Annotated in this window: 15 protein-coding genes, 2 pseudogenes and 1 CRISPR repeat array; of the genes and pseudogenes, 9 read left to right on the forward strand and 8 right to left on the reverse strand. The window is 70.8% G+C overall.

Annotation, left to right across the window (positions count from 1 at the left end; translation table 11 throughout):
- Positions 1–10 precede the first annotated feature (10 nt).
- From ACZ7MG_RS00200 to ACZ7MG_RS00220, 5 genes are all read right to left on the reverse strand, one after another.
- Entirely contained in the window at positions 11–997 is a 987-nt protein-coding gene (locus ACZ7MG_RS00200; RefSeq protein ID WP_471387169.1) for an ABC transporter ATP-binding protein, read from the reverse strand.
- The gene (locus ACZ7MG_RS00205) at positions 990–2921 is read right to left on the reverse strand and encodes a dipeptide/oligopeptide/nickel ABC transporter permease/ATP-binding protein (protein WP_471387171.1); all 1932 of its coding nucleotides are present in this window, start codon (positions 2919–2921) and stop codon (positions 990–992) included. The genes ACZ7MG_RS00200 and ACZ7MG_RS00205 overlap by 8 nt, the downstream gene beginning before the upstream one ends.
- Positions 2918–3856 carry an ABC transporter permease gene (locus ACZ7MG_RS00210; protein WP_471387173.1) on the reverse strand — a complete coding sequence of 313 codons (939 nt, stop codon included), beginning with the start codon at positions 3854–3856 and terminating at the stop codon, positions 2918–2920. Before ACZ7MG_RS00210 ends, ACZ7MG_RS00205 begins: the two co-directional genes overlap by 4 nt.
- A gap of 59 nt (positions 3857–3915) precedes the next feature.
- On the reverse strand, positions 3916–5529 hold the full coding sequence (locus ACZ7MG_RS00215) for an ABC transporter substrate-binding protein (RefSeq protein WP_471946099.1): 1614 nt from the start codon (positions 5527–5529) through the stop codon (positions 3916–3918).
- A 492-nt stretch (positions 5530–6021) separates the two neighbouring features.
- A complete protein-coding gene (locus ACZ7MG_RS00220) occupies positions 6022–6816 on the reverse strand; it encodes an IclR family transcriptional regulator (RefSeq protein WP_471387178.1) in 795 nt (264 codons plus the stop codon).
- Positions 6817–6991: 175 nt separating this feature from the next.
- On the opposite strand from ACZ7MG_RS00220, the gene ACZ7MG_RS00225 reads away from it, so the two are divergent.
- From ACZ7MG_RS00225 to ACZ7MG_RS00240, 4 genes are all read left to right on the forward strand, one after another.
- Positions 6992–7858, forward strand: a complete 867-nt coding sequence (locus ACZ7MG_RS00225; protein ID WP_471387181.1) for an alpha/beta hydrolase — start codon at positions 6992–6994, stop codon at positions 7856–7858.
- Positions 7859–8396: 538 nt separating this feature from the next.
- Positions 8397–9929: a carboxylesterase/lipase family protein gene (locus ACZ7MG_RS00230; RefSeq protein ID WP_471387184.1), complete on the forward strand. Its 1533-nt coding sequence runs from the start codon at positions 8397–8399 to the stop codon at positions 9927–9929.
- A gap of 30 nt (positions 9930–9959) precedes the next feature.
- Positions 9960–10535 carry a carboxymuconolactone decarboxylase family protein gene (locus ACZ7MG_RS00235; RefSeq protein WP_471387187.1) on the forward strand — a complete coding sequence of 192 codons (576 nt, stop codon included), beginning with the start codon at positions 9960–9962 and terminating at the stop codon, positions 10533–10535.
- On the forward strand, positions 10535–11467 hold the full coding sequence (locus tag ACZ7MG_RS00240) for an aldo/keto reductase (RefSeq protein WP_471387190.1): 933 nt from the start codon (positions 10535–10537) through the stop codon (positions 11465–11467). Before ACZ7MG_RS00235 ends, ACZ7MG_RS00240 begins: the two co-directional genes overlap by 1 nt.
- 197 nt (positions 11468–11664) lie before the next feature.
- On the opposite strand, the gene ACZ7MG_RS00245 is transcribed toward ACZ7MG_RS00240, so the two are convergent.
- Entirely contained in the window at positions 11665–13935 is a 2271-nt protein-coding gene (locus ACZ7MG_RS00245) for an MMPL family transporter (protein ID WP_471387193.1), read from the reverse strand.
- A gap of 175 nt (positions 13936–14110) precedes the next feature.
- Here ACZ7MG_RS00245 and ACZ7MG_RS00250 point away from each other — a divergent pair, with 175 nt between their 5' ends.
- Both ACZ7MG_RS00250 and ACZ7MG_RS00255 read left to right on the forward strand, forming a co-directional pair.
- The gene (locus ACZ7MG_RS00250) at positions 14111–15283 is read left to right on the forward strand and encodes a sensor histidine kinase (protein WP_471387196.1); all 1173 of its coding nucleotides are present in this window, start codon (positions 14111–14113) and stop codon (positions 15281–15283) included.
- Positions 15258–15920, forward strand: coding sequence for a response regulator (locus ACZ7MG_RS00255; protein WP_471387199.1), 663 nt, complete (start codon positions 15258–15260; stop codon positions 15918–15920). Before ACZ7MG_RS00250 ends, ACZ7MG_RS00255 begins: the two co-directional genes overlap by 26 nt.
- Positions 15921–16053: 133 nt before the next feature.
- Here ACZ7MG_RS00255 and ACZ7MG_RS00260 read toward each other — a convergent pair whose 3' ends face one another.
- The gene (locus tag ACZ7MG_RS00260; RefSeq protein WP_471387201.1) at positions 16054–16269 is read right to left on the reverse strand and encodes a hypothetical protein; all 216 of its coding nucleotides are present in this window, start codon (positions 16267–16269) and stop codon (positions 16054–16056) included.
- A 423-nt stretch (positions 16270–16692) separates the two neighbouring features.
- Between ACZ7MG_RS00260 and ACZ7MG_RS00265 the strand changes: the two genes are divergently transcribed.
- The 3 genes and pseudogenes from ACZ7MG_RS00265 (at position 16693) to ACZ7MG_RS00275 (ending at position 21549) form a co-directional block, all read left to right on the forward strand.
- Complete coding sequence (locus ACZ7MG_RS00265) at positions 16693–16851, forward strand: integrase (protein WP_471387402.1); 159 nt, start codon at positions 16693–16695, stop codon at positions 16849–16851.
- Between the two features lie 686 nt (positions 16852–17537).
- Positions 17538–18299: direct repeats of the CRISPR family, unit length 29 nt; unit sequence GGGACCACCCCCGCGGGTGCGGGGACCAC.
- 430 nt (positions 18300–18729) lie between these two features.
- Positions 18730–20131: pseudogene (locus ACZ7MG_RS00270) on the forward strand (IS701 family transposase).
- 270 nt (positions 20132–20401) lie between these two features.
- Positions 20402–21549: pseudogene (locus ACZ7MG_RS00275) on the forward strand (IS3 family transposase).
- Between the two features lie 64 nt (positions 21550–21613).
- Here the strand turns inward: ACZ7MG_RS00275 and ACZ7MG_RS00280 are convergent.
- The gene (locus ACZ7MG_RS00280; RefSeq protein WP_471387204.1) at positions 21614–25324 is read right to left on the reverse strand and encodes an nSTAND1 domain-containing NTPase; all 3711 of its coding nucleotides are present in this window, start codon (positions 25322–25324) and stop codon (positions 21614–21616) included.
- Between the last annotated feature and the right edge of the window lie 24 nt (positions 25325–25348).

Raw genomic sequence — 25348 nt, forward strand, 5'->3', positions numbered from 1 at the left:
GGGTCCGCGGTTACGCGGCCTGGTCCATGACGTGGTCGTAGCGGTGGCAGGCGACGGCGACGCCGTCCCGGTCGGTCAGTTCGGGGCGGGTCGTCCGGCAGATCTCCTGGGCGAAGGGACAGCGAGCGGCGAAATCGCAGCCAGTGCCGGGACGTCCCGTTGTCACGGGGGTGGTGGCGACGGCGCGCAGCCGTTCGGTGCGGCGCGCGAGTTGGGCCACCGGGTCGGGGACCGGGGCCGCCGCCAGCAGGGCGCGGGTGTACGGGTGGGCGGGGGTGTCGGCGACGCGGGCCGCCGGGCCGTGCTCGACGACCCGGCCGGCGTAGAGGACGACGACGCTGTCGCTGAGGTAGCGCACGACCGCGAGGTCGTGGGAGATGAAGAGGTAGCTCAGGCCACGGGTGTCCTTGAGCCGGGCGAGCAGGTTGAGGACCTGTGCCTGCACGGACAGGTCCAGTGCGCTGACCGCCTCGTCGCACACGATGAAGTCGGGTTCCATCACCAATGCCCTTGCGATGGCGATGCGTTGGCGCTGGCCGCCGGAGAAGGCGGCCGGATAGCGGCGGGCGGCACCGGGCGGCAGCCCCACGTCGTCGAGGGCGCGCAGCACCCGCTTCTGGATCTCCTCGGCGGGCAGGGCCAGGTTGTACCGCAGCGATTCGGCGAGGGTGTCGCCCACGGTGTGCGCCGGGTTCATGGATCCGTAGGGGTCCTGGAAGACCACCTGCATCCGGCGGGCCAGCGATCGGCGGTCCGTGCGGGAGGCGCGGGTGATGTCCGTGCCGTCGAAGGCGATCGTGCCGTCGGCCGCGGGGACGAGCCCGAGGAGTGCGGAGCCGATGGTCGACTTGCCCGAGCCGGACTCGCCGACCAGTCCGACGGTCTCGCCGCGGCGCACGGTCAGGTCGACGCCGCGTACGGCGTTGAGCGGGCCGCCGCTGCGGCGTGGCCGGGGGTAGGTGACGCTCAGGTCGCGCACCTTCACCAGGTCAGTCACGAGGTGCGCCTCCGGTCAGTTCGAGGGGCTTCAGACATCGGGTCGAACGCTCCAGGGTCGCCAACTGGGAGATGACGACCGGCTTTTCACGGCAGGCGTCGGTCACCCGTGGGCAGCGGTTCTGGAAGTGGCAGCCGACCGGCCACTGGGGCGGAGGCGGCACGGCGCCCTCCACAGCGGGAAGCGGCTCGCCCGGCACCGCGTGGTGGGGGTCGGAGCGCAACAGGCCGGCCGTGTAGGGGTGGGCCGGCGTGGTGACCAGGGCGGTCACCTCGGCCTCCTCGACGACCTCGCCGGCGTACATCACCACAGCCCGGTCGCACAGGTCGGCCAGAACTCCCCAGTCGTGGGTGATGAGAATGACGGCGGTGCCGGAGGCCTGGAGTTCGCGCAGCAGGTCCAGGATCTCCGCCTGCACGGTCACGTCGAGCGCGGTGGTGGGTTCGTCGGCGATGACCAGGGCGGGATCACCCGCCAACGAGGCGGCGATGCCCACGCGTTGGGCCATGCCTCCGGACAGCTGGTGCGGGTAACTCGCGGCGACGCGGGCCGGGTCGGGCAGCCGTACCTTCTCGAAGAGCTCCAACACGCGCTGCCTGGCCTCCTTGCGGGTGCACCCGGTGTGCACCCGGACGGCCTCGGCGACCTGGGCTCCGGCCGTGAACGACGGGTCCAGGCTGGAGATCGGGTCCTGGGAGATCCAGCCGATACGGCGGCCCCGGATCCGCCGCAGCGACGCCGCGTCGGCGTGGGCGAGGTCGGCGCCCTCGAAGCGGATGGTGCCGGTGGTGATCTCGCCGCCCGCCGGCAGCATGCCCAGCAGCGAGGTCGCGGTGATGGTCTTGCCGCAGCCGGTCTCGCCGACGATCCCCAGGACCTCGCCGGCCGCCAGGTCGAAGGAGACGTCCCGGATCACCTCGGTCGCCTTGCCGTCCACCGGCAGCGCGACGGTCAGGCCGCGGACGGAGAGCAGAGCGTCGGCGGGCGGCTCTCCCACGGACTGGACCGACGGCCGCGGTGCCACAGCGGCGGCCGCGGCAGCCGCGCGGCGCCTACGGGACGGTGGCTTGTCGGCCGGGGGCGCGTACCGCTCGGCCAAGGTGTCACGCAGACCGTCGCTCAACAGGCCCAGGGCCAGGATGAAGCTGATGATCATCAAGCCGGAGGGCACCAGCAGCCAGGGATCGGTACCGACGTTCTTCGACGCCTCGGCGATCATGCTGCCCCAGCTGGCCTCGGTGGTACCCAGGCCGAGGAAGCCGAGCCCGGTCTCCAGCAGCACGGCATAGGCGCCGTACACGGAGGCCTGGACCAGGATGACACCGCTGACGCGCGGGGCGACGTGCCGGCGGATGATCACCCGGTCGCGGATGCCGCTCGCGACGGCGGCGCGGACGTACAACTCCTCCTTGACCCCCAGCGTGGCCGAGCGCACGACCCGGGCCAACAGGGGTGCGCCGAGCAGGCCGTTGGCGGCCATGGCCGCGCTCTCGTCGTTGGTGAAGACGGAGAGCACCACCAGGAGCACGATGATCACGGGTACGGCGGAGACGAGTTCCGCGCTCTTGAGGACGAGCCGGTCGAACCAGCCGCCCCGGTAGCCCGCGACCATGCCGGCCGGGACTCCGATCACCAGATACACGGAGAGGGTGATGACCACCCCGAGCAGGGTGATCTGCCCGCCGTGCATCAGCCGGCTCAGCACGTCCCGGCCCAACTCGCCTGTGCCCAGCCAGTGTTGGCCGCTGGGGCCTTGGAGCGCGGCGGTCAGGTCCTGCTCGTCGGGATCGTAGGGGGCGAGCCGGCCGGCGTTCAGGGTGACCAGGACGACGAGGAGGAGACAGCAGGCGGAGACGAAGGCCGCCCGCTTGCGCACGAAGCCCTTCACGAAGCCCTTCATGAGGCCGTCCACTGGGCTCTTCATGTCCGCACCTTCGGGTTGAGCATCGCGTACACCACTTCGATCAGCAGATTGATCAGCATCACGGCGATCGTGAAGACGAGAGCGACCCCCTGGACCATCGGGATGTCCTGCGTCTGCGCGGCCGTCACGGCCAGGCCGCCGAGGCCCGGCATCACGAACAGGGTTTCGGCCAGCACGGTGCCGCCGAACAGGGTCACCACGACGACACCGAGCACGGTGACGATCGGTGCGGCGGCGTTGCGCAGCACGTGCCGGAAGAGCACCGACCGCTCGGGGATGCCGCGCGCCCGCAGTACGCGGACGTAGTCGCGGTTCAGCTGGGTGAGCACACCGTCGCGGGTCTGCTTGGCCACCGGCGCGGTGGCCGGCACCCCCAGGGTCAGCACCGGCAGGACCAGCGACTCGAACCACTGGACCGGAGACTCGGTGAACGGTACGTACCCGGTGGCCGGGAACAGCGGCAGCCGCACGGCGAAGGCCGTCATCAGGACCAGCCCGAACCAGAAGTTGGGCACGGCGAGTCCGACGAGCGAGATGCCGTCCACCGTCCGTCCCAGCCAGCCTCCCTTCAGGGCGCTGAGCACCCCGAGTGCCACCCCGGCGACGGCGGCGACCAGGATCGCGCCGCCGATCAGCGAGAGTGTGACGCCCAGGCGGGAGCTGAGCTGGTCGCTCACCGGGACCCCGGAGGTGAGGGAGGCGCCGAGGTCGCCGTGCAGGGCGGAGGTCAGCCAGTCCCAGTAGCGGACCGGCAGCGGGTGGTCGAGGCCGAGCTGGGTGTTGAGCGCCTTCACCTGGGCGGGGCTCGCGTTCGCACCGAGGATGGTGCGCCCCGGGTCGCCCGGCACCAGACTGGTGAGGACGAACGTCAGGACCGAGACGCCGAACACGACGGGGATCGCGCCGAGCAGCCAGCGGAAGAGGATCCGGTGCATCTCACCTCTCTCCTTTCTCGAGCCGGGCGGCCCCCGGTCAGGCGGGGCCGCCCGGAGCGCTACTTGGTGGCGTAGAAGGCCAGCGGGCTGGCGAAGGGCGCTCCCGCGCTGACCTTCACGCCGCCGATGCCGGGGCGGACGTAGTAGTTGACCGGGGTGAAGGCGACCGGGGCGAACCAGGCGTTCTCCACCAGGTACTCCTGCATCTGCCGGTCGAGCTCGGTGCGTTCGGCCGGTTCGGCGGCGGCCGCCTTGTCGAAGAGCTCGGTCAGTTCAGGGGAGCTGGAGCCGAAACCGTTGAAGACCTTGGAGCCGGGCATGAACAGGTCCAGGCCCTCCAGGTACATCGGCTCCTCGGTGAACCCGCCGGAGACGGCCGGGTACTTCTTGTTGGTCTGGTTCTCCACGAAGGAGGTGATGCTGGAGACGGCGGTGACCTTGACCTTGATTCCGACCTTCTCCAACTGCCCGGCGATCGCCTCGGCCATGGTGTCGAAGCCGACGAACGTGGCGGCCAGGACCGGCAGTTCGAAGCCGTCGGCGTAACCGGCCTCCTTCAGCAGCTCCTTGGCCTTGGCCGGGTCGTACGGGTAGTGGTCGGCGAGGTCTTCCGAGTAGCCGCTCCCGCCCTTGATCACGGTCTGCACGGTGGGCGTGCCCTGGTCGCCGAGGAGTGCCTTGGTGACGGCCTCGCGGTCGATGGCGTAGTTGATGGCCTGCCGGACGCGGACGTCACCGAGCGGCTCGGAGACCTCCCCCTCGCGGTCGATGAGGCTGAGTCCTTGCATGATCACCGGCAGTCCGACGGTCGACATGCCGGCGGACTCGGCCGAGGCGGCGGAGGTGTAGTCGCCCTTGTAGACGTCGATCTGGCCGGTCTTCATGGCGTTGATCGCGGTCTGGCCGTTCTGGACGATCCGGATCACGATCTCCTTGTAGTGCTGCTTGGACTTGTCGTAGTAGTTCGGGTTGGCGGTGTACGTGTAGTGGTCGCCGGCGACGCTGTCGGAGGGCTCGTAGACGTACGGGCCCGCGCCCTGGCTGGTCTTCGTGGGCGTCAGACTCGCCGTGTTCTCCAGGCCCTTGGGGCTGATGATCTGCCCGATGCCGTACGACTGCGTCAGCAGCGTGGGCAGGATCGGGTTCGGCTCGGCCAGCTTGATGGTCAGCGTCAGCGGGCCGGGGGCCGTGATGGTGGCGTGGGTGAGGTAGTGGGCCTGGTTGCCCTGGGCCTTCTTCGCGTACTCCAGCGACGCCTTCACGGCGTCGGCGGTCACCGCCGTCCCGTCGGCGAACTTCACGCCGGAGCGCAGGGTGACGGACAGCTCCTTGTTGCCCGTGCCGACGTACTTCCAGGACTTCGCCAGGGCCGGTTCCACCTTGCCCGCGGGGGAGAGGTAGAACAGCGATTCGTACGACAGCATGGTGAAGTCGACGAAGCCGAGGTCGGCCGTGCCCGGGTTCAGGTGGGGCGGGGCCTGCTGTTCGGCGACGGTGAGGGTGTCGCCGGCGACGGGCTTGCCGGTGCTCTGGGCGCCCGTACCGGTGTCGGTCCCGCCGCCGCAGGCGGTCAGCGCGAGCGACAGCGCGGCGCACAGGGCGGGAAGGCCGTAGCGGGCGGAACGAAGTGTTCTCGACGCGGGCCGTGGCGGTGCGAGGTCGTGGGAAGACATGGCTCTCCTTGCTCGGTTGCTCTGGAGCTCGGCTGGGGCGCTGCCATGGATCGGGCGGGGCGCGCGGGTGCTGTGGGTGACGCGTCGGCGGGGCCGCCGGCCGCGGAGACGGGCGGAGGGCGCCGGCACGAGCGCGGTGCGCGGGTGCGGGCGACGATTCGGCCGACGGGCCGGGGAGTGGAGAAGGGTTTTTGCGTCGCGGAGGTCCGCCATGGCGACGGCCGGTCGAGGGCCGTACGGGATCGGCGGTACCGGGGATTGAGCGGCGACGAACCGGAGGTGCTCCCGCTGCTCGCGAGGAATAGTGCTCAGGCGTTCAACGCCGATGTCTCTGTCCCGTCCGGGGGCTGGCCGGACGGGACACGATCGGTCGAGTGCTGTAACCCTGCTGAAACGGTGCGTCGGTGTCCAGCCGCCGTACAAGGCGAATTGCCTGACGAATGCGCAATCTAAGAGTGCGGATCATGCACGGGTGGAGGTGCCGGCAGGGGGTCAGCCCAGCAGTCCGTGCAGCGCTTCGGCGGTCGTGAGCAGCAGATCCTTGCGGTCCAGGAGCGCTTCGCGGGACTCCAGGAAGGTGATCGTGGCGAGGCCGACACCGCCGACGACCCTGCCCCGGGCGTCGCGGACGGGAGCGGCGAGGCAGCGTACCCCGATCTCGTTCTCCTCCTCGTCGAGGGCGAAACCCTGCTCGCGCACCCTGGCGAGTTCGGTGCGCAGGGCGGCTAGGCCGGGGATCGAGTTCTCGGTGCGGGCCGTCAGTCCGGCACGCTCCACGAACGCCCTGACCTCGTCGTCGTCCATGGCGGCGAGCACGCACTTGCCGATGGCGGTGGTGTGCGGCGGCAGTTGCCGGCCCACCCGGGAGGACTCCTGCACCGGGTTCGGGCCGGCCACCTTGACCAGCAGCGTGATGCTGTCGCCGGTCCGCACGCCCATCTGCGCGGTGAGCCCGGTGCGCCGGCTGAGCACCTCCAGCTCGGCGCGCATCACCTGGTCCTCGGCGCAGCCCTGGGTGACGCGGGCCGCGAGGGCGCGCAGCCGGGGGCCGGGGCTGTAGCTGCCGGTGCCGTCGGTGGCGAGGTAGGAGGCGGCCACCAGGCTCTGCAGGATGCGGTGGGCGCTCGCCTTGGGGACGCCCGCGGCAGCGGCGATCTCCCCGAGCCGGTGGGGATAGCCGGGTGCCGCGGCGGCGTCCAGCAGGTTGAGGGCCTTGTCGGTGGCATTGCCCGCGATGGAACTGCGCCCGCCTCGGCCGCCTCCCTGTGAGTCCTCTGAAGTTTCCATCCCGGCCATTGACAGTCTCCCGTCGTGAGGTCTTCACTGATGAGCGTTCCGCTAGAGAATACGGCATTCCGCGTAATGGAACGCCAATCGGGGTTGGGTGGGCCGGAGGGCTGCCGCGTCCACCTCGGAGGACCCCGGAGCCCACAGCGACAGCTCACCCGAGAGGACTCACCCCGTGGCAGAGAAGGTCCACAAGGTACGCACCACCCTTGAGCAGATGGCAGAGATCGAACAGCAGTGGATCGACGAGGTCCAGGAGGACCAGGAACTCACCACTTTCGGTCTCTACCCGCAGCCCTCGCGCGGCAGCGCGGACGCCCAGGGCAGTTACCAGCTCTACCTCCCGCCCCAGTACGAGACCGAGCCCGACCGGCGCTTCCCCGTCATTTACTGGCTCCACGGCGGATTCGGCAATGCCCGCCAGGGTTCGGAAATGGTTGCGCGGATCGACAAGGCGATCCGGAACGAGGTGATTCCGCCGACGATCGTCGTCGTCCCGCAGATCCTGCCGATCGGCTGGTACGTCGACTCCAAGGACGGCGCCCGCCCGCTCGCCCAGATCACCGCCTTCGACCTCGTCCAGCACATGGACGACACCTACCGCACGATCCCCGAGGCCGCCGCCCGCACCGTCGAGGGCTTCTCCATGGGCGGCTTCGGCGCCCTCCACCTGGGCCTGAAGTACCCGAAGATCTTCGGCAAGGTGTCCGCGGTCGCCCCCGCCATCCTGCGCGACCTCAAGGACGAGCCCGAAGACCGGGTCAACAACACCTACTTCGGAGACCAGGAGTACTACGACCTCTGCCACCCCTGGAGCCTGGTCCTCGCCAACGCCCCCGAACTGCGCCGCACCAGCCAGGTCCGCCTGCTGTCCGGCCGCCTCGACGACCGCCTGGCGCCCACCATCCGTGACCTGGACGCCCGCTTCACCTCACTCGACGTGCCGCACGACTTCTTCGAGTACCCGGACGCCGACCACGAGTACCCCGACATCATGGACGGCTACGGCGACAAGTACTACGCATGGTGGCGCACCGCCTGACGAGGCTTCGCCCCGCCGCGTGGCGCTGACAGAGCTCCCAGGCACTGACGGCGCCCGCACGGGCTGCCGCCCATCGCCTCCCCACCTCAGCGGGCGGGCCGGCATGAACCGCCGACAGGACGGGCACGCCGCGGAGTACGAATGCCGATCGCGGTCGCCGGTGCCGTCCGCTACGGACGTCGGGACGTCGGCCCGCCCCGAGCCGCAGAGCGGCCGCCCGATCTCACCACCCGCCGCCCTGAGCGCGCGACCGCCACCGCGCTCCGAAGAGGTATCCGGAACGCTGGAACAGCGCGCGTGTCGGCGGCATCCCGGGGCCCCTGCGGGCCCGACATCCCCGACCGGCCACGTATCCCTGTCCCGTGGCCGGGCGAGAGCAGCCCGCCCCGCAACGCACGGCTCTCGCCTCACGGCGTCGTCCGCACCCCTCACACCGCAGGGCACGGGCTCTCGCGACGCACGCGGTGCCCCGCCCCTCCGGTCACCCCGGCCCGGCCGTGCCCGGAGCGCGGCCGACCCCTCCTGGAAGGAGACACCTATGACCTCTCCGTGCCCCACGGCGCGCACCGAGTACGGCCTGGTCTCCGGGACCCGGGCCCTGCTTCCTGGCGTCACGGTGTACAAGGGCGTGCCCTACGGGGCCGGTACCGGGGGACCGAACCGCTGGCGCCCCCCGATGCCACCCGCCACGTGGGACGGCACACGGCCCGCCGACACCTTCGGCCCTGTCTGTCCTCAGCCACCCTCCGGCCTCGCCGACCCGGCGCTCCCGCGCGGCGAGGACTGCCTCAACCTCACCATCTGGACCGCCGCCGTGCAGTCGGCCGAACGCCTCCCTGTCCTGGTCTGGCTGCACGGCGGTCGCTTTCTCTACGGCTCCGGGGCCGACCCGCAGTACGACGGCTCCGCCCTGGCCGCCCGGGGCCTGGTGGTCGTCACCGTCAACAGCCGCCTCGGCGTCCTGGGTTACCTCGCCACACCGGAACTCACCGACGAAGCGGCAGACGGGACCTCCGGCAACTACGGCCTGCTCGACCAGATCGCCGCACTGCAGTGGGTGCGGCGCAACATCGAGGCCTTCGGCGGTGACCCCGGACGGGTCACCGTCGCTGGGCAGTCGTCCGGCGCCGCGTCAGTGATGGACCTCGTCTACTCCCCGCTCGCGTCCGGCCTGTTCCACGCGGCCATCGCGGAGAGCGCCGTACTGCACCCCAAGGACCCGGCGACCGCCACACTCGCCCCCTCCCACCGCACCCTCGCGCAGGCGGAGCACGACGGGGCCGCCTACGCGCGCGAGCGCGGCGCCGCTACGCCGGAGCAACTGCGGGCCCTGCCGGTCGAAGCGCTGGTGAAGGGCAGCACGGCCGACGATCCCCGCATCCCCGGTACTCCGCCACCCCCGTTGTTCCGGCCGGTCGTCGACGGCCGGGTGCTGCCCGGCACCTACGGCGCGATCCTGGACGCCGGGGCCCAGAACGACGTACCGCTGCTCCTCGGGAACAACCGCGACGAGAGCGGAGCCGGACCGGGTGTCGTGCTGACCGTCGAGGAGTACGAACGCAGGGCGGCCGGCCGCTACGGCGACTTCGCGGCGGAGTTCCTGACCCTGTACCCGGCGACGACCGACACCGCGGCGAGTGCGCAACACGCCGCCGCCCGCGCCGACTCCGCGCGCACCAGCACCCACCTGTGGGCGCGTGAGTGGGCCAAGGGCGCCCGCAGTCCGGTCTTCACCCACTTCTGGACCCGCACCCCGCCCGGCCCCGAGGGAGCGGCGCGCGGCGCGTTCCACGGCTCCGAGATCCCCTATCTGCTCGGATCCCTGCACGCCCTGAGCCGGCCGTGGACCGAGGAGGACCGCCACACCGCCGCTCTCCTGACCGCGTACGTGGCCAACTTCGCGTCGGCCGGCGATCCGAACGGCCCGGACCTGCCCGTCTGGCCCGCGACCCGCTCCCACCTTCCCGAGGTCTTCGAGACCGGCCACGGCTGGGCCTCGATCCCGCTGGCCGACCCGGCGCGGACGGACTTCCACCGCCGCTTCCTCCAGGCACAGACCACCACCTGGTGACCCTGCCTCCCACCGAAAGGCACCCCGACCGTGCGACTGACCCCGCTCACGAGCCTCACCCCCGAGCAGACCGAACTCCTCGAAACCATCGTCGGCCCCGACGTCGAACCGCCGCCGCCGTTCCTCGCCTGGGCGCGCAACATGGAACTGGCCCACTGGGTCGAGAACCTCGGCGCCTACTGCCGTAACGAGTCCCGCTTCCCGCAGCGGCTGCGCGAACTGAGCGTGCTGATCGCGGGCCGCCACTTCGACAGCCAGTCCGCCTGGAACGCCCACATCCAGCAGGCCCTTGCCGAAGGCATCCCGGCCGAATGCCTGGAACGCCTCGCCCGCGGGGAGGACCCCGAGTTCAAGGCCGAGGACGAGCGCGTCTTCCACGCCTTCGCACACGAGATGCTCTACGACCACTTCGTCACGGACGACACCTACGCCGCCGCCCTGGCACTGTTCGGGGAAGAGGGCGTGCTGGACCTGATCGGCTGCATCGGCAGCTTCTCCATGTCCGCGATGATGCTCAACACCTTCCGCATCCCGCTGCGGCCCCACCTGCCCCGGCCGTTCGCCGACGTCGACGGCTTCGGCAAGGCCACCGGGGGCGATGCCTGATGCCGCAGTCGCCACGGCAGTCGCTCGACGGACTGCTCGACCAGGACGGCACGGACGGCGCGGCGCACCGCTTCGTCCTCGGCGGTCCCTTCGGCGCGGAGCCGGCCGAGACCTCCGCCGAGCGCCTGGCCCACTTCGCCGACGCCGGCGGCATGCTGATCGAGACCTCCCACAGCTACGCCGAGGGACAAGCCGAGACAGCGATCGGGCAGTGGCTGCGCCAGAACCCCGGCACCCTCGGCGTGGCCACCAAAGTCGGCCACGACACCACCGGCGCCGACATCCCGCTCAGCCGCGACACTGTCCACGAGCACGTACGGGCCGCACTGGAGAACCTGGGCGTCGAGACCATCGACGTCCTCCTCTACCACTGTGACGACCCCGCCCGGCCCGTCGCCGAACTCGCCGACACCCTGGTGAGCCTCCTCGAAGCCGGCTACGTCCGCCGCGTCGGCGCCTCCAACTGGCAGGCGCAACGCCTGTCCGCACTCGCCATCGAGCTGGCCGAGCGGGGCTACACCCCCGTCGCCAGCTACCAGTTCAGCCTCGCCGAACCCGACCCGGCGCTGCTGGGCGGCAGCCTGCACGCCGACACCGCCATCCTCGACGTGGTCCGCGCACACCGGCTGCCCCTGCTCGCCTGGTCCTCGCAGGCCCGCGGCTACTTCGCCCGCGACGAGGCGCGGGAAGTCAACGGCAGACCGGGCCCGTACGACACCGAGGACAACCGCGCCCGACGACACCGCTGCCAGGAACTGGCCGCCCGACTCGGCTCGCGGCCCGAGACGGTGGCCCTGGCCTGGACCCTTCAGCACCCCGCGGTGTGGCCGTCCATAGGCGCCAGGACGACCGACCAGATCGACCGCTCCCTCAAGGCCCGACGCCTCCCGTTGACCGACGCCCAAGTCCACTGGCTGCGGCACGGCCGGTGAGGCCCGCGGCAGCACCCACCGGCCGGGGGCCCTCCCCGCCACTCGGTCGCCGAGTCTCCACGAAGGCCGCGGTCTGCGTGGTGTTCATCGCCGCGAACTTCATGGCGATCATGGACACCACCATCGTCAACGAGCACCGTCGCAGTACCAGGCGACGCGCTGAGATGCCGGACGCCAAAGGGCGGGCAGGAGTTGAGTCAACGGCCGACCAGCCGTGAACGCGGAGCCTCACCCGTGGACTCCGGGTCGGTGTCGTCCGTGTCGACCGGGCCGCGGGGAAGTATCCGGTCCAGCCCCTTCGGCAGCCACCAGTTGGTCCGGCCGAGGAGTGTCATGGTCGCCGGGACCAGCACCATGCGTACGACCGTGGCGTCGATGAAGATCGCGGTGGCCAGGCCGAGCCCGAACATTTTGGTGGAGGGGTCGTCGGCGACGGCGAAGGACAGGAAGACCGCCACCATGATGAGGGCGGCCGAGGTGATGATCCGGGCCGTGCCCGAGACGCCCTCGACGATCGCCGTGCCGTTGTCGCCGGTGCGCAGGTACTCCTCGCGTACGCGGGAGAGCAGGAACACCTCGTAGTCCATCGACAGGCCGAACAGGATGGCGAAGAGGAACATCGGGATGAACGACACGATCGGAACCGTCGCTTCCAGCCCGATGAGTGCGCCTCCCCAGCCCCACTGGAAGACCGCGACCATGATGCCGTAGGCCGCGCCGATGCTCAGCAGATTCAGCAGCACCGCCTTGAGCGGTACGACGACCGAGCGGAAGACCAGCATCAGCAGCAGGAACGAGAGCGCCAGCACGGCGGCGACGAACAACGGCAGGCGTTCGCTGGTGCGTTGGCCCACATCGGACAGGCTCGCGGCGGCGCCGCCGACGTGGGCCCTGGCCGGGCCGTGCCCGATCGCCGTGGGCAGCACGTCGGTGCGCAGCCGGGCGATGGTGTCGGCCGTGGCCTTGTCCTGTGGGCTGGTGGTCGGGAACACCACGAGGGTCGCGATGCCGGTGGCCCGATCGATGTGCGTCGGCGCGACGGACGCGATGCCCGGATCCGCCGCGACCGCCCCGACGAGTCGGTCGAGCACTCCCGGATCACCGGCGGGGTCCGCGGCGATGACGAGGGGACCGTTGGTGCCCGGGCCGAACCCCTCGGCGACGAGGTCGTAGGCCCGGCGCTCGGTACGGCTGCGGGGCAGTGAGCCGTCGTCGGGCAGGCCGACGCGCAGGCCGAGCACGGGCAGCGTCGCGGTCAGCAGCAGCACCGCCGCCCCGATCGCGTACAGCGCCGGGTGCCGGCCGACGTGCCCGATCCAGCGCCGCCACCCGGCGGCGGGAGCGTTGCCCGCCGCCGTGTCCCGCCGCCGGCCCAGCCGGCCCGACCGCCCGGCCCGAAGTGCCCGGCCGATCCGGCCGACCCGGCCGAGCCGCGGGCCCGCCGCGCCGAGGAAGGCCGGCAGCAGCGTCACCGACGCGAGCACCATGATCAGGACGACGATCGAGACGGCGAGCCCGCCCACCGTCATGAACGGCACGTTCGCGACCGCCAGGCCGAGGATCGACACGACGACGACGCCGCCGGCGAAGACAACGGGCCTCCCCGCCGTGGCCACCGCGCGCCCCGCCGCCTCGTGCGGATCGAGCCCGCGCGCGAGGTACTCCCGGTGCCTGGCGAGCACGAACAGCGCGTAGTCGATGCCCACTCCGAGTCCGACCATGCTTCCCAGCACGGGGGCGAAGGTCGGCACGTCCGTCACCCCCGCCAACACCGTCATCGTGGCAACTCCTATGGTCAGTCCGAAGACCGCCATGCCGATCGGCAGCGCGGCGGCGACGAGCGAACCGAACGCGAGGAACAGGATCGCGGCCGCGGCGAGGAGGCCGATCAGCTCGCTCGCGCCGCCGTCGGGGTCGGAGAAGGCGTAGAAGAGGTTCCCGCCCATCTCGATGCGCAGGGGCAGTTCGGCGCGCAGCCGGTCGCCGAGACCGACGAGGGCGTCGAGGTCTTCGGCCGACAGCCGGCTCTGGTCGGGGTACTGCACCCGGACGACCGCGATCCGCCCGTCGGCCGAGACGAGACCGCCGCGCACGGCGGTGTCCCCGCCTGCGTCGAGTGCCCCCGCCGGGTCGCTCGTGCCGAGCACGTGCGGCAGCCGCTTCACCTCGGTCTGCAGCCGCGTGAGAGCGGTGCGCGCGCTGTCGTGGTCGAAGAACGTCGCAGCACCGTCCAGGGGGGTGACGACCACCTGGGCGGTCATCCCCTCCTGGCCGCTGCCGGCCCGCTCGATCAGTTCCGCGGCCCGCTGGGAGTCCAGCCCCGGAGCGGTCATCGAGTCCGCGGTCCGTCCGCCGAAGGCGACGGCGGCGAGGACGGCGAGCGTGGCGGCGACCAGCCATGCCGCGATCACCCGCCAGGGATGGCGGGCGGCGCCCCCGCCCAGGCGCAACAGGGCTTTCGACAGCATCGGGTCCTCCAACCACCTCGTCGGCCGTCCTTGTTCGGCCGCCGATGCCGAGGTTGGTCGCCACGGCGCTCCGCAGCATCGGCTCGCGGGCCGCGGATCCGTCGGCCCCAAGTCGGAGAGAGACCCCGTCCTTTCGGCCGATGCGCGGCACGGCGCCGCGCCTAGGCTGAGAACCGTGCTCCGAGACGACCTGCGCACCCTGTGGACCGAGCCCCGGCCGCCCGACGCGCCCGCCCGGGTGTGGCGGGACTGGGCGCTGCTCGCCGTGGGCCTGGGCGGTGTGGTGCTGGAGGCCACCCTGCGCGAGAACGTCGTGTGGCGGCCGGTGGCGGTGGTGTTCGCCCTATGGCTGTGCCTGCTGCCCCTGTGGCGCCGGACCCGCCCGCTGGCGATGGTCACGCTGGCGTTCGGCTCGGTGGTCCTGCTCCAGGTGGCCTCGCTCGTCGCCGCTCCGCGCGAGCCCGTCGGCCTGCACACCGGCGTGGTCGTGCTCGTGCTGGTGTACGCGCTGTCCCGGTGGGGATCGGGACGCGAGATCGTGCTGGGCGGCGCGGTGATCCTCGCGGTCGGCGCGGTGTGTTCCGTCACGGACGAGACCCCGGTCGGCGAGAACGTCGTAGGCCTCGTCTTCCTGCTGATGCCCGGCGTGGTCGGGGCCGCCGTGCGGTTCTGGGTGACCGGTCGCGAGCGGCAGTTGGAGCAGGTGCGTTCCCGCGAGCGCGAGCAGCTCGCCCGGGAACTGCACGACACGGTGGCCCACCACGTGTCGGCCATGGTGATCATCGCCCAGGCGGGCCGGGTGCTCGCGGGCACCGACCCGTCCGCCGCCGTCGAGGCGCTGGAGGAGGTCGAGGAGGAAGGGGCGCGCACGCTGGAGGAAATGCGCGCCATGGTCGCCGCGCTGCGTGACCGCGAGGTCGGCGCCGAGCTGGCGCCCCCTGCCGGCGTCGCGGATCTGGAGCGCCTGGTGCGCACCCCGGGTGGTCGCCTCAGGGTGGACCTGGGGCTCGACGGCGAGTTGGACGCGCTGCCCCCTGCCGTGGACGCGGCCGTCTACCGGATCGTGCAGGAGTCGGTGACCAACGCGATGCGCCATGCGGTCGACGCGACCGAGCTCGTCGTCCGGGTCGCAGCGGAGCGGCACATGGTGCGGGTGAGCGTGCGCGACAACGGCCAACGCACCGGCCGGGGTCGCGACGGATACGGACTCGCCGGACTGCGCGAGCGCGCGACCCTGCTCGGCGGCACACTACGAGCCGGCCCGGGTACCGACCGGGGCTGGCATGTCGACGCCGAACTGCCGAGAGCGAGGAGCGAGAGCGGTGTCCATTCGCGTCCTCGTCGCTGACGACCAGGCGATCATCCGCACCGGGCTGCGGATCATGCTGAACGCCCAGCCCGGCATCGAGGTGGTCGGCGAGGCCGCCGACGGACACGAAGCGGTACGTCTGGCCCGCGAACTGCGCCCCGACGTCTGCCTGTTCGACATCCGCATGCCCGTGCTCGACGGGCTCGAGGCCACCCGGCTGATCGCCGGCCCGGGCGTCGCCGACCCGCTGGTCGTGGTCGTCATCACCACGTTCGACCTCGACGAGTACGTCTACGGCGCGCTGCGCGCGGGCGCCCGCGGATTCCTCCTCAAGGACACGGGACCGGACCTTCTGGCGCAGGCCGTACGGTCGGCGTCCGACGGTGAGGCGCTCATCGCGCCCAGCGTCACCGTCCGTCTGCTCCAGGCGTTCGCGGACCTGCCCGCCGGCCGGCCCGCGGCCCAGCCGGTCTCCCCCGTCACCGCCCGCGAGGAGCAGGTGCTCCTCGCCGTCGCCCGCGGGCTGACCAACACCGAGATCGCCGACGCGCTGCACATCAGCCTCAGCACGGTGAAGACGCATCTGGCCAGCCTGATGGCCAAACTCGGCGCCCGCAACCGGGTCGAGATCGCCATGTGGGCCTACGAAACGCGCCGTATCCTCCCCGGAACCTGAGCCGGGTGCCGGGCCATGTCCCATGATTCTCCACCCGGACATCAGTGCACCGGTCGGTCGCCCCGGGTCTGGTTGGCTCTTGTGGAACATCCGCCCGATCAGCGGCCGGATCCGCGCGAGCGTCCAGCGCTCGTCAGGCCAGCCGTGTGCCACCGCCTCCCCGCCCCTTCGACATCAGTCCCGCCTCACCCCGCTCGCGCCACGTGCTTTCGGAAAGATGCGCGATGTACAGGGCACGATGGCCGCGGTCGGCGCGGCCGACGACGCGTTCGCCCACTCGAACCCGGCCGAGGATCCACTGTGGATGGCGTACTACGACGAGGCCCAGCACCACGGAGATACGGCTCACGCTCTGTGGGATCTCGCCATCTACGCCGACCAGGACCCGGGCCGGGCGGGCGCACGGTTCACCTCGGCGGTCGCCGGACACGGTGACGACTTCGCTCGCTCGCGTGGCAGGGCCGGCTTCCGCTCAGGAATTGGACACGGCGTTGCGCGTCCGCGAGGCCATCAGCCCGCGATACCGGACAGCCGTTGTGCTCGGCCTGGGCTGCGGGCCCCGTCAGGGCGAGGTCGACGGACTGAGCCCGGAGGACATCGACTACGCGACAGGCGTGGTTCACGTCCGCCGCCAAGTGCAGTCGCACAAGGGTCGGCTGTACTTCACGCTCCCGGAGTCATCCCGCCGCGCCCTCCGGGAGCGAAGCCATGGCAGTGGCAGGCGGCGCCGAGAGACGGCTTCCACGTACTGCGGCACACCTTCGCCTCGATGATGTCGGAGGCGGGGGAGTCCGTGGTGACCGTGGCCCGCTGCCTCGGGCACTCATCGCCGACAGTGACCCTCCGTTACTACGCCCACTTCATCCCGGAAGCAGGCAGGAAGGGACGCGCCGTCATCGATGGATGGCTGGGGAGTCCGACGGCCGATTGATTCTCCCCAGATTCTCCCCAGGCCCGATCGCGGTCGTATGTGAGGCGGTGTGCCGGGCGCGTGAGATGGCGCTGTCGCGAACGGGCCGCCGCTGCGGCGGCCCGTGGTCGCGGGGTGGGAAGGGGTTGCCTCGCCCGTGGCGGGTGAGGCGCCGACAGGGCTTCTGAGCTGCGATGGAGGGTGCGGAACGGCCGTCGTCCGGGTTGCGGCGGCGGTGGTGGTGTGGGTCTAGTCGGTGAGGTGGGCGTGGTGAAGCGCTGGCGGGCTCTGATCGTTCTCGGGACGGCGCAGTTCCTGATGGTTCTGGACACGTCCGTCATGAAGTTGTTTACCGGGCCCCTCTGACCTGGTCTTCTGCGATTCGAGGTGCCTCTGACCTGCACGGATGCTTCTTTCCGTGTCTTTCAGGTTCGCGAGGGGCTATGCGGTCGATTCTCCCCAGACGCTCCCCAGCGCAGCCGAAACTCCCCAGAGTCTCCCCAGGGCCACCCCGGTCGATCGCGGCAGCGTGCGAACCTTGCTCCGAAAGTTGAGCACGCTGAGTAGCGGCAATGCGGGCTCAGGGGGGGGCAGTTGCCACGCGTACTGTCGGTGCGACCTGACTCTCGTCTCGACGAGTACATGACCCGCATGTTCTCGTTCCGTGGGGACCACATTTCTGGCCGCGCTTCGGTCACCAGGAGGGCGGGACCACCCCCGCGGGTGCGGGGACCACCGCTACGTCCGCGCCCTCTGCCCCCAGCAGAAGGGACCACCCCCGCGGGTGCGGGGACCACAGCCCGGAGACCTGAACGTCGGTCCATACGTCGGGACCACCCCCGCGGGTGCGGGGACCACTTCGATGCGGGCGGAGCGCCGCAGAACGTGCAGGGACCACCCCCGCGGGTGCGGGGACCACGACGAGAGCGTGCTCGTCAGGCTGAGCCGCATGGGACCACCCCGGCGGGTGCGGGGACCACCAGTGCTTGATGACCAGGCCGATGATCGTCCAGGGACCACCCCCGCGGGTGCGGGGACCACTGGCGCCTCAGGTTGGAACCCGGCCCACGGCCGGGACCACCCCCGCGGGTGCGGGGACCACACGATGAACGCGCTCTCCGTCAACGGCACGTGGGGACCACCCCCGCGGGTGCGGGGACCACAGGGGGCCCTTACCGGTAGGTTCGGTAGTGAGCGGGACCACCCCCGCGGGTGCGGGGACCACTGCCAAAGCGACTGTCCGACGACGACCGCGCCGGGACCACCCCCGCGGGTGCGGGGACCACGTCCCAGGCGGCGGCCGTGGTGATCTCTCCGGGGGACCACCCCCGCGGGTGCGGGGACCACTGCCAAAGCGACTGTCCGACGACGACCGCGCCGGGACCACCCCCGCGGGTGCGGGGACCACGTCCCAGGCGGCGGCCGTGGTGATCTCTCCGGGGGACCACCCCCGCGGGTGCGGGGACCACACGAACCGACCTGCGGCGTTGTGCCGGCTGGGTATCGTTCGACGGCACTTTCGCCGGTTGGGTCATTTCGCCTAGAAGGATCCAAACCATCAGGAACTGGGTTACTTCTCGGACTGGCTGATCAGCCTACTTTGCTGGGCTTACCTGAGAGCGGTGGTGGTGCGGTTTCTGTGCGATGGGGTTCGGTTTCTGAAAGGGGGCATCGAGGGTTGTCTGACTGTATGTATCTGACATGGCGTCTGGTTCTCGACTGGGGCTCGGCTTTCGATCCGGTGCGGCTGGTGTGGGCGAAGCATGACGTGATGATGAAGCTGGTTGCTTGTGACGGCATAGCGGTAGTTCGTTAAATCCGGTCGTGGCATGGGTTGACGACAGGTCGGGTTGGCCGTAGGCCGGTGGTAGGAGTCAACTGGCTTGCTGGGGGCTGAAGATGACCGCTCGCCGTCCGTGTCCGCCCGCGCCGGGACCGTTGTAGGACTACGCGGCCCGGTTCGACGACATCTTCTTCACCCTGGCCCAGCGGAGCGGGGGTTTCGTGAGTATCTGACCGGGCTGCTGGCGCCGCGGGAGCGGAACAAGACGATCACCTGCCTGGCCGGGGCGGAGCCGGTGGCGGGTGCGGGCATGCCGGGGGTGCAGCGGCTGCAGTTCTTCCTGTCCGAGTCGCCCTGGGAGGCTGAACGGGTCAACGACCGGCGCCTTGAGCTGCTGCGCGAGGAGCCGGCGACGGCTCCGCACGATGGCGGGGTCATCGTGATCGACGACTCTGGGGACCGCAAGGACGGCACCGCGACCGCGAATGTGGGCCGCCAGTGGCTGGGCCGGCTGGGCAAGACGGACAACGGCATCGTCACGGTGACGACGGTGTGGACCGACGGCCGCGTGTACTACCCGCTGCACGCGCACCCCTACACCCCCGCCCACCACTTCGCCCGCGGCCGGTCCGATTTGGCCTTCCGCACGAAACCACAGCTGGCCGCAGCTCTCGCGACCCGCGGGAAGGAGGCGGGCTTCGCCTGCCGGGCCGTGGTCGCCGACTGCGCCTACTCCGTCAGCGACACCTGGTACCTCGCACTGCGTGAGGCAGGCCTGGCCTACGTCGTCGCGCTCAAGCCGCACCGCGGCACCTGGGCACCGGCCGACCAGCCACACACCCCGATCGAGGCGGCCCACGCCCTGACCTGGAAGGGTGCAAGGCGTCCCGGCGACTGGGCACCTGTGGAGCGTCACTTCCGCGACGGGCACACCGAGACCTGGTGGGCCGCCGACGCCCGCCTGGGCGGCTACGGCCCCGACTCACCCTGCCGCCTGGTCGTGGCCACCACCGACCCGGCCGGCCTGCCGGAGAAGGCCACCTGGTACCTGGCCACCAACCTGCCCCAACGCACCACATGCGACCAGCCCGCACCCGCCGGCCGACGTCGTCGAGATCGTCCGCCTCTACGGCCTGCGGCCGTGGATCGAGCAGAGCTACAAGCAGATCAAGGACGAACTGGGCTGGGCCGACTTCCAGGTCCGCTCCGACCGCGCCATCCGCCGCCACCAGACCCTGGTCAACTGTGCCTTCTCCTTCTGCTGGGACCAGTGGTTCGCTCCACCCGGACCCCTGGATGACACCGTGCCGGACCCGTGCCCCGAGGAGGGGCCAGAGAGGGGACCAGCCGAACACCACCGGCCCCAACAGCCCTGCTGGCCAAGGGCCTTACGAGCCATCCGCTCCTGGCTCATCCCCGCCTCACCCTCAACCGGTGGTGGCAGGCCTGGACGGACACGGACCCACCCCCCGACCTCCAGGCCCTGATCGACGCGGTCACCACAGGACACGGCATTGACCTCTACCGCCGGATTTAACGAACTACCGGTAGCAACTACCGTGCTCCGGCCGTACTCGAAATCCGGCTTTCAGCCATGCATGAAGAGCTTTTACATGTCTGCCAAGGTGACTTATCTGTAGTCCGTCATAGCTTGCGATCTCCGCCCCATTGAAGCCGCTGGTGTGTGGCTTGGGCCCGGGCGAAGTGAGAAGAGTCCGTGGTATGCCCCGGTTCAATTGGAGTCGGGTTGCTGGACAATTGACAATCCAGCAGCATTCGGAGGCCGTGATGCCCCGCAGCTATCCGCCCGAGTTCCGCCGTAAGGTTCTCGATCTCGTCGCATCCGGAAGGAAGATCGCCGAGGTTGCGCAACTCCTCGGCATCAGCGACCAGACGATCTACGTCTGGCGGCGTCAACACCTCATCGACACCGGACAATTGCCAGGCACGACCAGCAGCGATCTGTCTGAACTGGCTGCGGCCCGCAAGCGCATCGCCGAGCTGGAGGCCGAGTTGGCCATCCACCGGCGGGCCGCCGAACTGCTGGGTGAGGTAACGTCCCCAAAAGGCGGTTCGAAGCCATCCGCGTGATGGCCCGAGAACACCTCCCGGTGCAACTGGCCTGCCGAGTACTGCACGTCGCGGAGTCCGGTTACTACGCCTGGCGAGACCGTCCGCCGTCGAATCGCCTGGTCAAGCACGCCTGGCTGACCGAGGCCATCGTGGGCATCCACACCGCCTCCCGCGGCACCTACGGCTCCCGCCGGGTGCACGCCGAGCTCGGTCTGGGCCTGCACATTCATGTCAGCCACGGCACCGTGGAGCTGCTGATGCAGCGTGCCGGCCTGCACGGCCTACCCGGCAACCGACGACGCCCCCGCACCAAGCACGTGACGCCCTCGGCCGCCGACCTGGTGGAGCGGAACTTCACCCGTCACGCCCGGGACCAGCTATGGGTCACCGACATCACCGAGCACCCCACCTTTGAGGGCAAGGTGTACTGCGCGGTCGTCCTGGACACGTTCTCGCGACGGGTGGTGGGCTGGTCGATCGACGCCTCACCCACAGCGGCGCTGACCACCAACGCCCTGGCCATGGCCATCGGCAACCGCTCCCCACGGCCGGGCGGCACCATCATCCACTCCGATCACGGAGTGCAGTTCGGGTCCTGGGCATTCACCCAGCGCGCGAGGGCCTCCGGCCTGCTGCCCTCGATGGGCTCCATCGGGGACTGCGTGGACAACGCGATGATGGAGTCCTTCTGGGCCCGGGTCCAGGTCGAACTGCTCAACCGCAGACGGTGGCGGACCCGGCTGGAGCTGTCCACCGCGCTCTTCGAGTACCTGGAAATCTTCCACAACCGCCAGCGCAGACACTCCGCGCTGGGCATGCTCAGCCCGGTGGAGTACGAACTCCGCAACCCGCCAGTAGCCTGAAACCAAGCAAGCCGACTCCACCCAACTCGGGACAGTCCTGAGCCTCCATCAGACCCGGAGCGGTTCAGACACCGCAGAATTCGCGATATGGCGCGTCCGGGATGTAGGTACGCCACTGCTCCTTCGTCAGGTTCGCGTGGGCCGCTCGGGCGCAGACCTCCGTGGCGGCCCGCTCGGGGTCGACGGTGTACCGCTGGAGAGGCACGTGCGCGCCCGTCGCGTAGAGGGTGGCGCCATCGGGACTGAAGGCGAGGGAGCGGACGGGGTCACCGGGGGTGGTGAGCGGCCCGCCGAGGGGCTGCTGGGTGGACGTGTCCCAAAGCTGGAGGGTGCCGACATCGCCGCCCACGGCGAGCGTGTGGCCGTCGGGGCTGAAGGCGAGGGCGCCGACGCCCTCCGGGGTGTCGTCGGATGGGGTGGGGAAGACGTTGCGCAGCACGCCAGCGCGGTGCCTTACGCCCGCGTCCCACAGGCTGACCCGGCCGGCCAGGTCACCGGCCGCGAAGCGGGAGCCGTCGGGTGAGAAGGCGAGGGCACCGATGGACGCGCCCTGGACCAGTTCCTTCCGGGCGACGGGACCGGAGGGCAGACGGTCGAGGCGGTCGTCGCCGACGAGCAGTCGGCCGTCGGGGCGCACGGCCAGGTCGTTGCCGGTCACGCCCGGGAACAGAGCGGTCCGCTGGTGGCGGACTGTGTCCCACACCTCGTGGGCGTACTCACCGATCGAGGTCGCGCGGGTGATGTACAGGCTGCGGCCTTCGGGGCTGAGGGCCAGGGACTCCACCAACTCACCGGGGGTGAACGTCGGCAGTTCCAGTGTGCTCCGCTCGCGGCGGCGGGCCAGGTCCCAGAACGTGATCCGCTGCGATGCTGGGATCCCTCGGGAGACGGTAAGGCCGTAGGCGAGTGTGTTGCCATCCTGGCTGAAGGCCATCAAGAGCTGGACTTCGGGCACGGCGGGGGCCGACTCGGCCCGATCACGGGGAGCGGGTGGTGGCGGAGTGGGAAGGGTGCGGATCACGTGCCCGTCACCTGTGTTGCGGAGCTGGACGCGGTACGTGGCCCCAGTGCGCTCGGCGGTAGCGAGCGTACGCCCGTCAGGGCTGAGCAGGGTCTCCGTCGACGGATGGGGGGCCCAAGTTGAGGTGACGGCCGCGCCGAGGTCAAGGGTGTGGACCGTGCCGCCTTCGAGATAGCGCAGGCTGGGGCGGTCGGGGTCCCAGGCGAGCGTGCCGTAGGGGCTCTGGTTGTTCAGGGGGTACCGGAACACCGGCGCGGTGGGGGCGGCAAGCCGCCACACCTTGATATCGCCGCCCTGTACGGCCGCCAGGAAGGCGCCGTCCTTGCTGAGGGAGGGGTATTCCGCGCCAGGCGCGTCGAGGTCGGCGACGGAGTGTCCCGACGCGGTGTCCCAGACATGCGCCACGTCCTTGGCAAGAACGACGAATCGGCCCCCTTGACCGAAGACCAGGATCGAACGTTCGTCACAGAGGGCGCCCGCTCGCTCCCAGTCGCCGTGCAAGATGCGGTCGTTGGCGAGTTCCCGGACCTGCGGAGCCTTCCCGGCGGGGCAGACGGCCACCAATCGGCCGTCCGCGCTCGGGACCACTTCCGTCGGGCTGGGCACCGAGGTCTCGAACTGGGTGTGGCCGTCAGTGACAGAGCGCAGCCGCACCCGGTCGTCCCCTACATCGCTTTCCACGTAGAGGCTGCCACCGGCACCGAAGTCGATGACGTCTGCCGTCGACTTCGGTACGTCGACCCACCGCCCGGACACCCTTCCCCAGAGTCGTAGGTCCCCGTCGTCCTCGACGATGGCGAGCACTCGACCGTCGGGAGACGCAGAGGTGACCTGTCCGGCGGGCAGTCGTCCGGAAGAGGCAAGGCGATGGGTGGCCACGTTCCAGGTCCGCCAGACACGACCGTCGACGCTGAGCAGGGTGTGGCCGGAGTCGACGAGGAACCGCATGGGATCGTCCTCGGGGGCGGGGTCGGTGAAGGTATCGGTCTCGGGCTGCGCCAGCGCGCCGAACAGCGCCCGCCGGGACTCGGGCAGTGGGGAGATCCGCCAGGCGGCGACGCCGAGCAACATCGCGGTACGTGGGTCGGTGGTGCGCAGGCCGTCGGCGACGTCGGCGACCCGGCGGGCCGTGTCGTCGGTGCTGCGGCGCAGATTGTTGTCGTGCTGCTGCCAGGCGACGAGCCCGGCCACAAGCGCCACCGCCAGCATGGCCGAAACGGTGGTGACGAGGATCCGGGCCCGGCGTCTGACCCGGGCGCCGGCCCGGCCGTCCGCTTCCCGGGCCTCGAAGGCGGCAACGAGGAAGTCCCGTTCGGTCGCGGTGAGCGCGGCTTCACTCGCGTGGCCGGGGAAGAGTTCCTCGGCACGGGCCAGGCGGGCCCCCCGATACAGTGCTTCGGGGTCGTGGTCGTGCTCCAGCCATACCCGCGCGGCCTCGGTCAGCTGCCGGTGGTTCCGTAGCCGCTCCCGGCCCTCCTCGATCCAACTGTGCAACCGGGGCCAGCAGGTGATCAACGCCTCGTGGGCGAGGTGGACACCGTCGTCGTCCGCTGTCAGCAGCCGGGCCCGGGTCAGTCTCTCCACCACCACCCCCACGTCAGGGTCGGCCCAATCCGCCAGTTCATCGTTGCCGAGTGGCCGCCGGGTGTCCGGCGTGCCCTGACCCGGCTCGATCATCCTCATCAGCAATCGCCGTGCCGCCCGCTGCTGCGCCTCGGCCAGCCGCTCGTACGCCTCCTCCGCCGTCGTGGCGATCGCGCCCCGCACCCCGCCCGCCGCCTCGTACGCAGTCAGTGTCAGGACCCGGCTCCGGCGCCGCCGCCAGGTCTCCAGCAATGCGTGCGAGAGCATCGGCAGCCCACCGGGCTCGTCGAGCACCTCCTCGACGATCCGCGCGGTAAGCTCCCGCTCCACGATGAGTCCCGCCGTCTGTGCGGGCTTGACCACGATGTCGCGCAGTTCGTCCGTGGTCATCGGCCCGACCAGCATCGCCGCCCCGCGCAGCGCCTGCGCCAGCCCTCGGTGCTCACTGCAGCGGGCGTAGAAGTCGGCGCGTACGGAGACGAGCACCCTCAGTCGACTGTCCGGCTCACGGGCGGTGAGGAGGAGATCGAGGAATCGGTCCCGCTCGGCTTTGTCCCGGCAGAGAGTGAAGACCTCCTCGAACTGATCGACGACGACCCAGCTCTCCGGTTCGTCCTCGCCGGGGGCGAGCAGATGCCCGTACGTCCGAGCCGGCCGCGCCCCCGGCGTGAATACCCGCAGCGCCGCCGGCCGCCCCAGGCCCGTGATCTGCTCGCGCAGCCGAGGTATCAGGCCAGCCCGCAGCAACGACGACTTCCCGCTCCCGGACGCCCCGAACACCACCGCGAACCGGTGCGAACACACCAGCTCGCTCAGTTCACCCACCAGCCGGTCCCGCCCGAAGAACAGGGCACGGTCGTCCGGCTCGAAACGGGCGAGCCCTCGATACGGTGAGGCGGCGTCCTCATCCTCCCGCGGCTTGCCCGCGACCTCGGCCTCGGCTTCCTTCCACCGGATCTCCCATTCGGCCGCATCGCCCCCGCACGCCCGCACGTACCCGCGGAGCACGGCGAGTGACGGCAGTCGGGTGCCGTCCACCGCCCTCGACAGGGTGACCGCGGTGAACCCGGCGGTGTCCGCCATGCTCCGGTACGACGGATTCCCCGCCGCTCGCCGCAGCTCCCTCAGTGCACAGGCGAGCCGCTGGATCGGGCCGGCAGTCGGATCCACCGGCCTCTCCGGACGTCCCACGCG

The sequence above is a fragment of the Streptomyces sp. NPDC107538 genome (assembly GCF_055657445.1).

Coding starts and splice junctions, on each gene's coding strand:
- ACZ7MG_RS00220 (WP_471387178.1), bottom strand. CDS start 6,816: ATGGAAACTTCAGAGGACTCACAGGGAGGCGGCCGAGGCGGGCGCAGT.
- ACZ7MG_RS00215 (WP_471946099.1), bottom strand. CDS start 5,529: ATGTCTTCCCACGACCTCGCACCGCCACGGCCCGCGTCGAGAACACTT.
- ACZ7MG_RS00210 (WP_471387173.1), bottom strand. CDS start 3,856: ATGCACCGGATCCTCTTCCGCTGGCTGCTCGGCGCGATCCCCGTCGTG.
- ACZ7MG_RS00230 (WP_471387184.1), top strand. CDS start 8,397: ATGACCTCTCCGTGCCCCACGGCGCGCACCGAGTACGGCCTGGTCTCC.
- ACZ7MG_RS00265 (WP_471387402.1), top strand. CDS start 16,693: ATGTCGGAGGCGGGGGAGTCCGTGGTGACCGTGGCCCGCTGCCTCGGG.
- ACZ7MG_RS00240 (WP_471387190.1), top strand. CDS start 10,535: ATGCCGCAGTCGCCACGGCAGTCGCTCGACGGACTGCTCGACCAGGAC.
- ACZ7MG_RS00245 (WP_471387193.1), bottom strand. CDS start 13,935: ATGCTGTCGAAAGCCCTGTTGCGCCTGGGCGGGGGCGCCGCCCGCCAT.
- ACZ7MG_RS00205 (WP_471387171.1), bottom strand. CDS start 2,921: ATGAAGAGCCCAGTGGACGGCCTCATGAAGGGCTTCGTGAAGGGCTTC.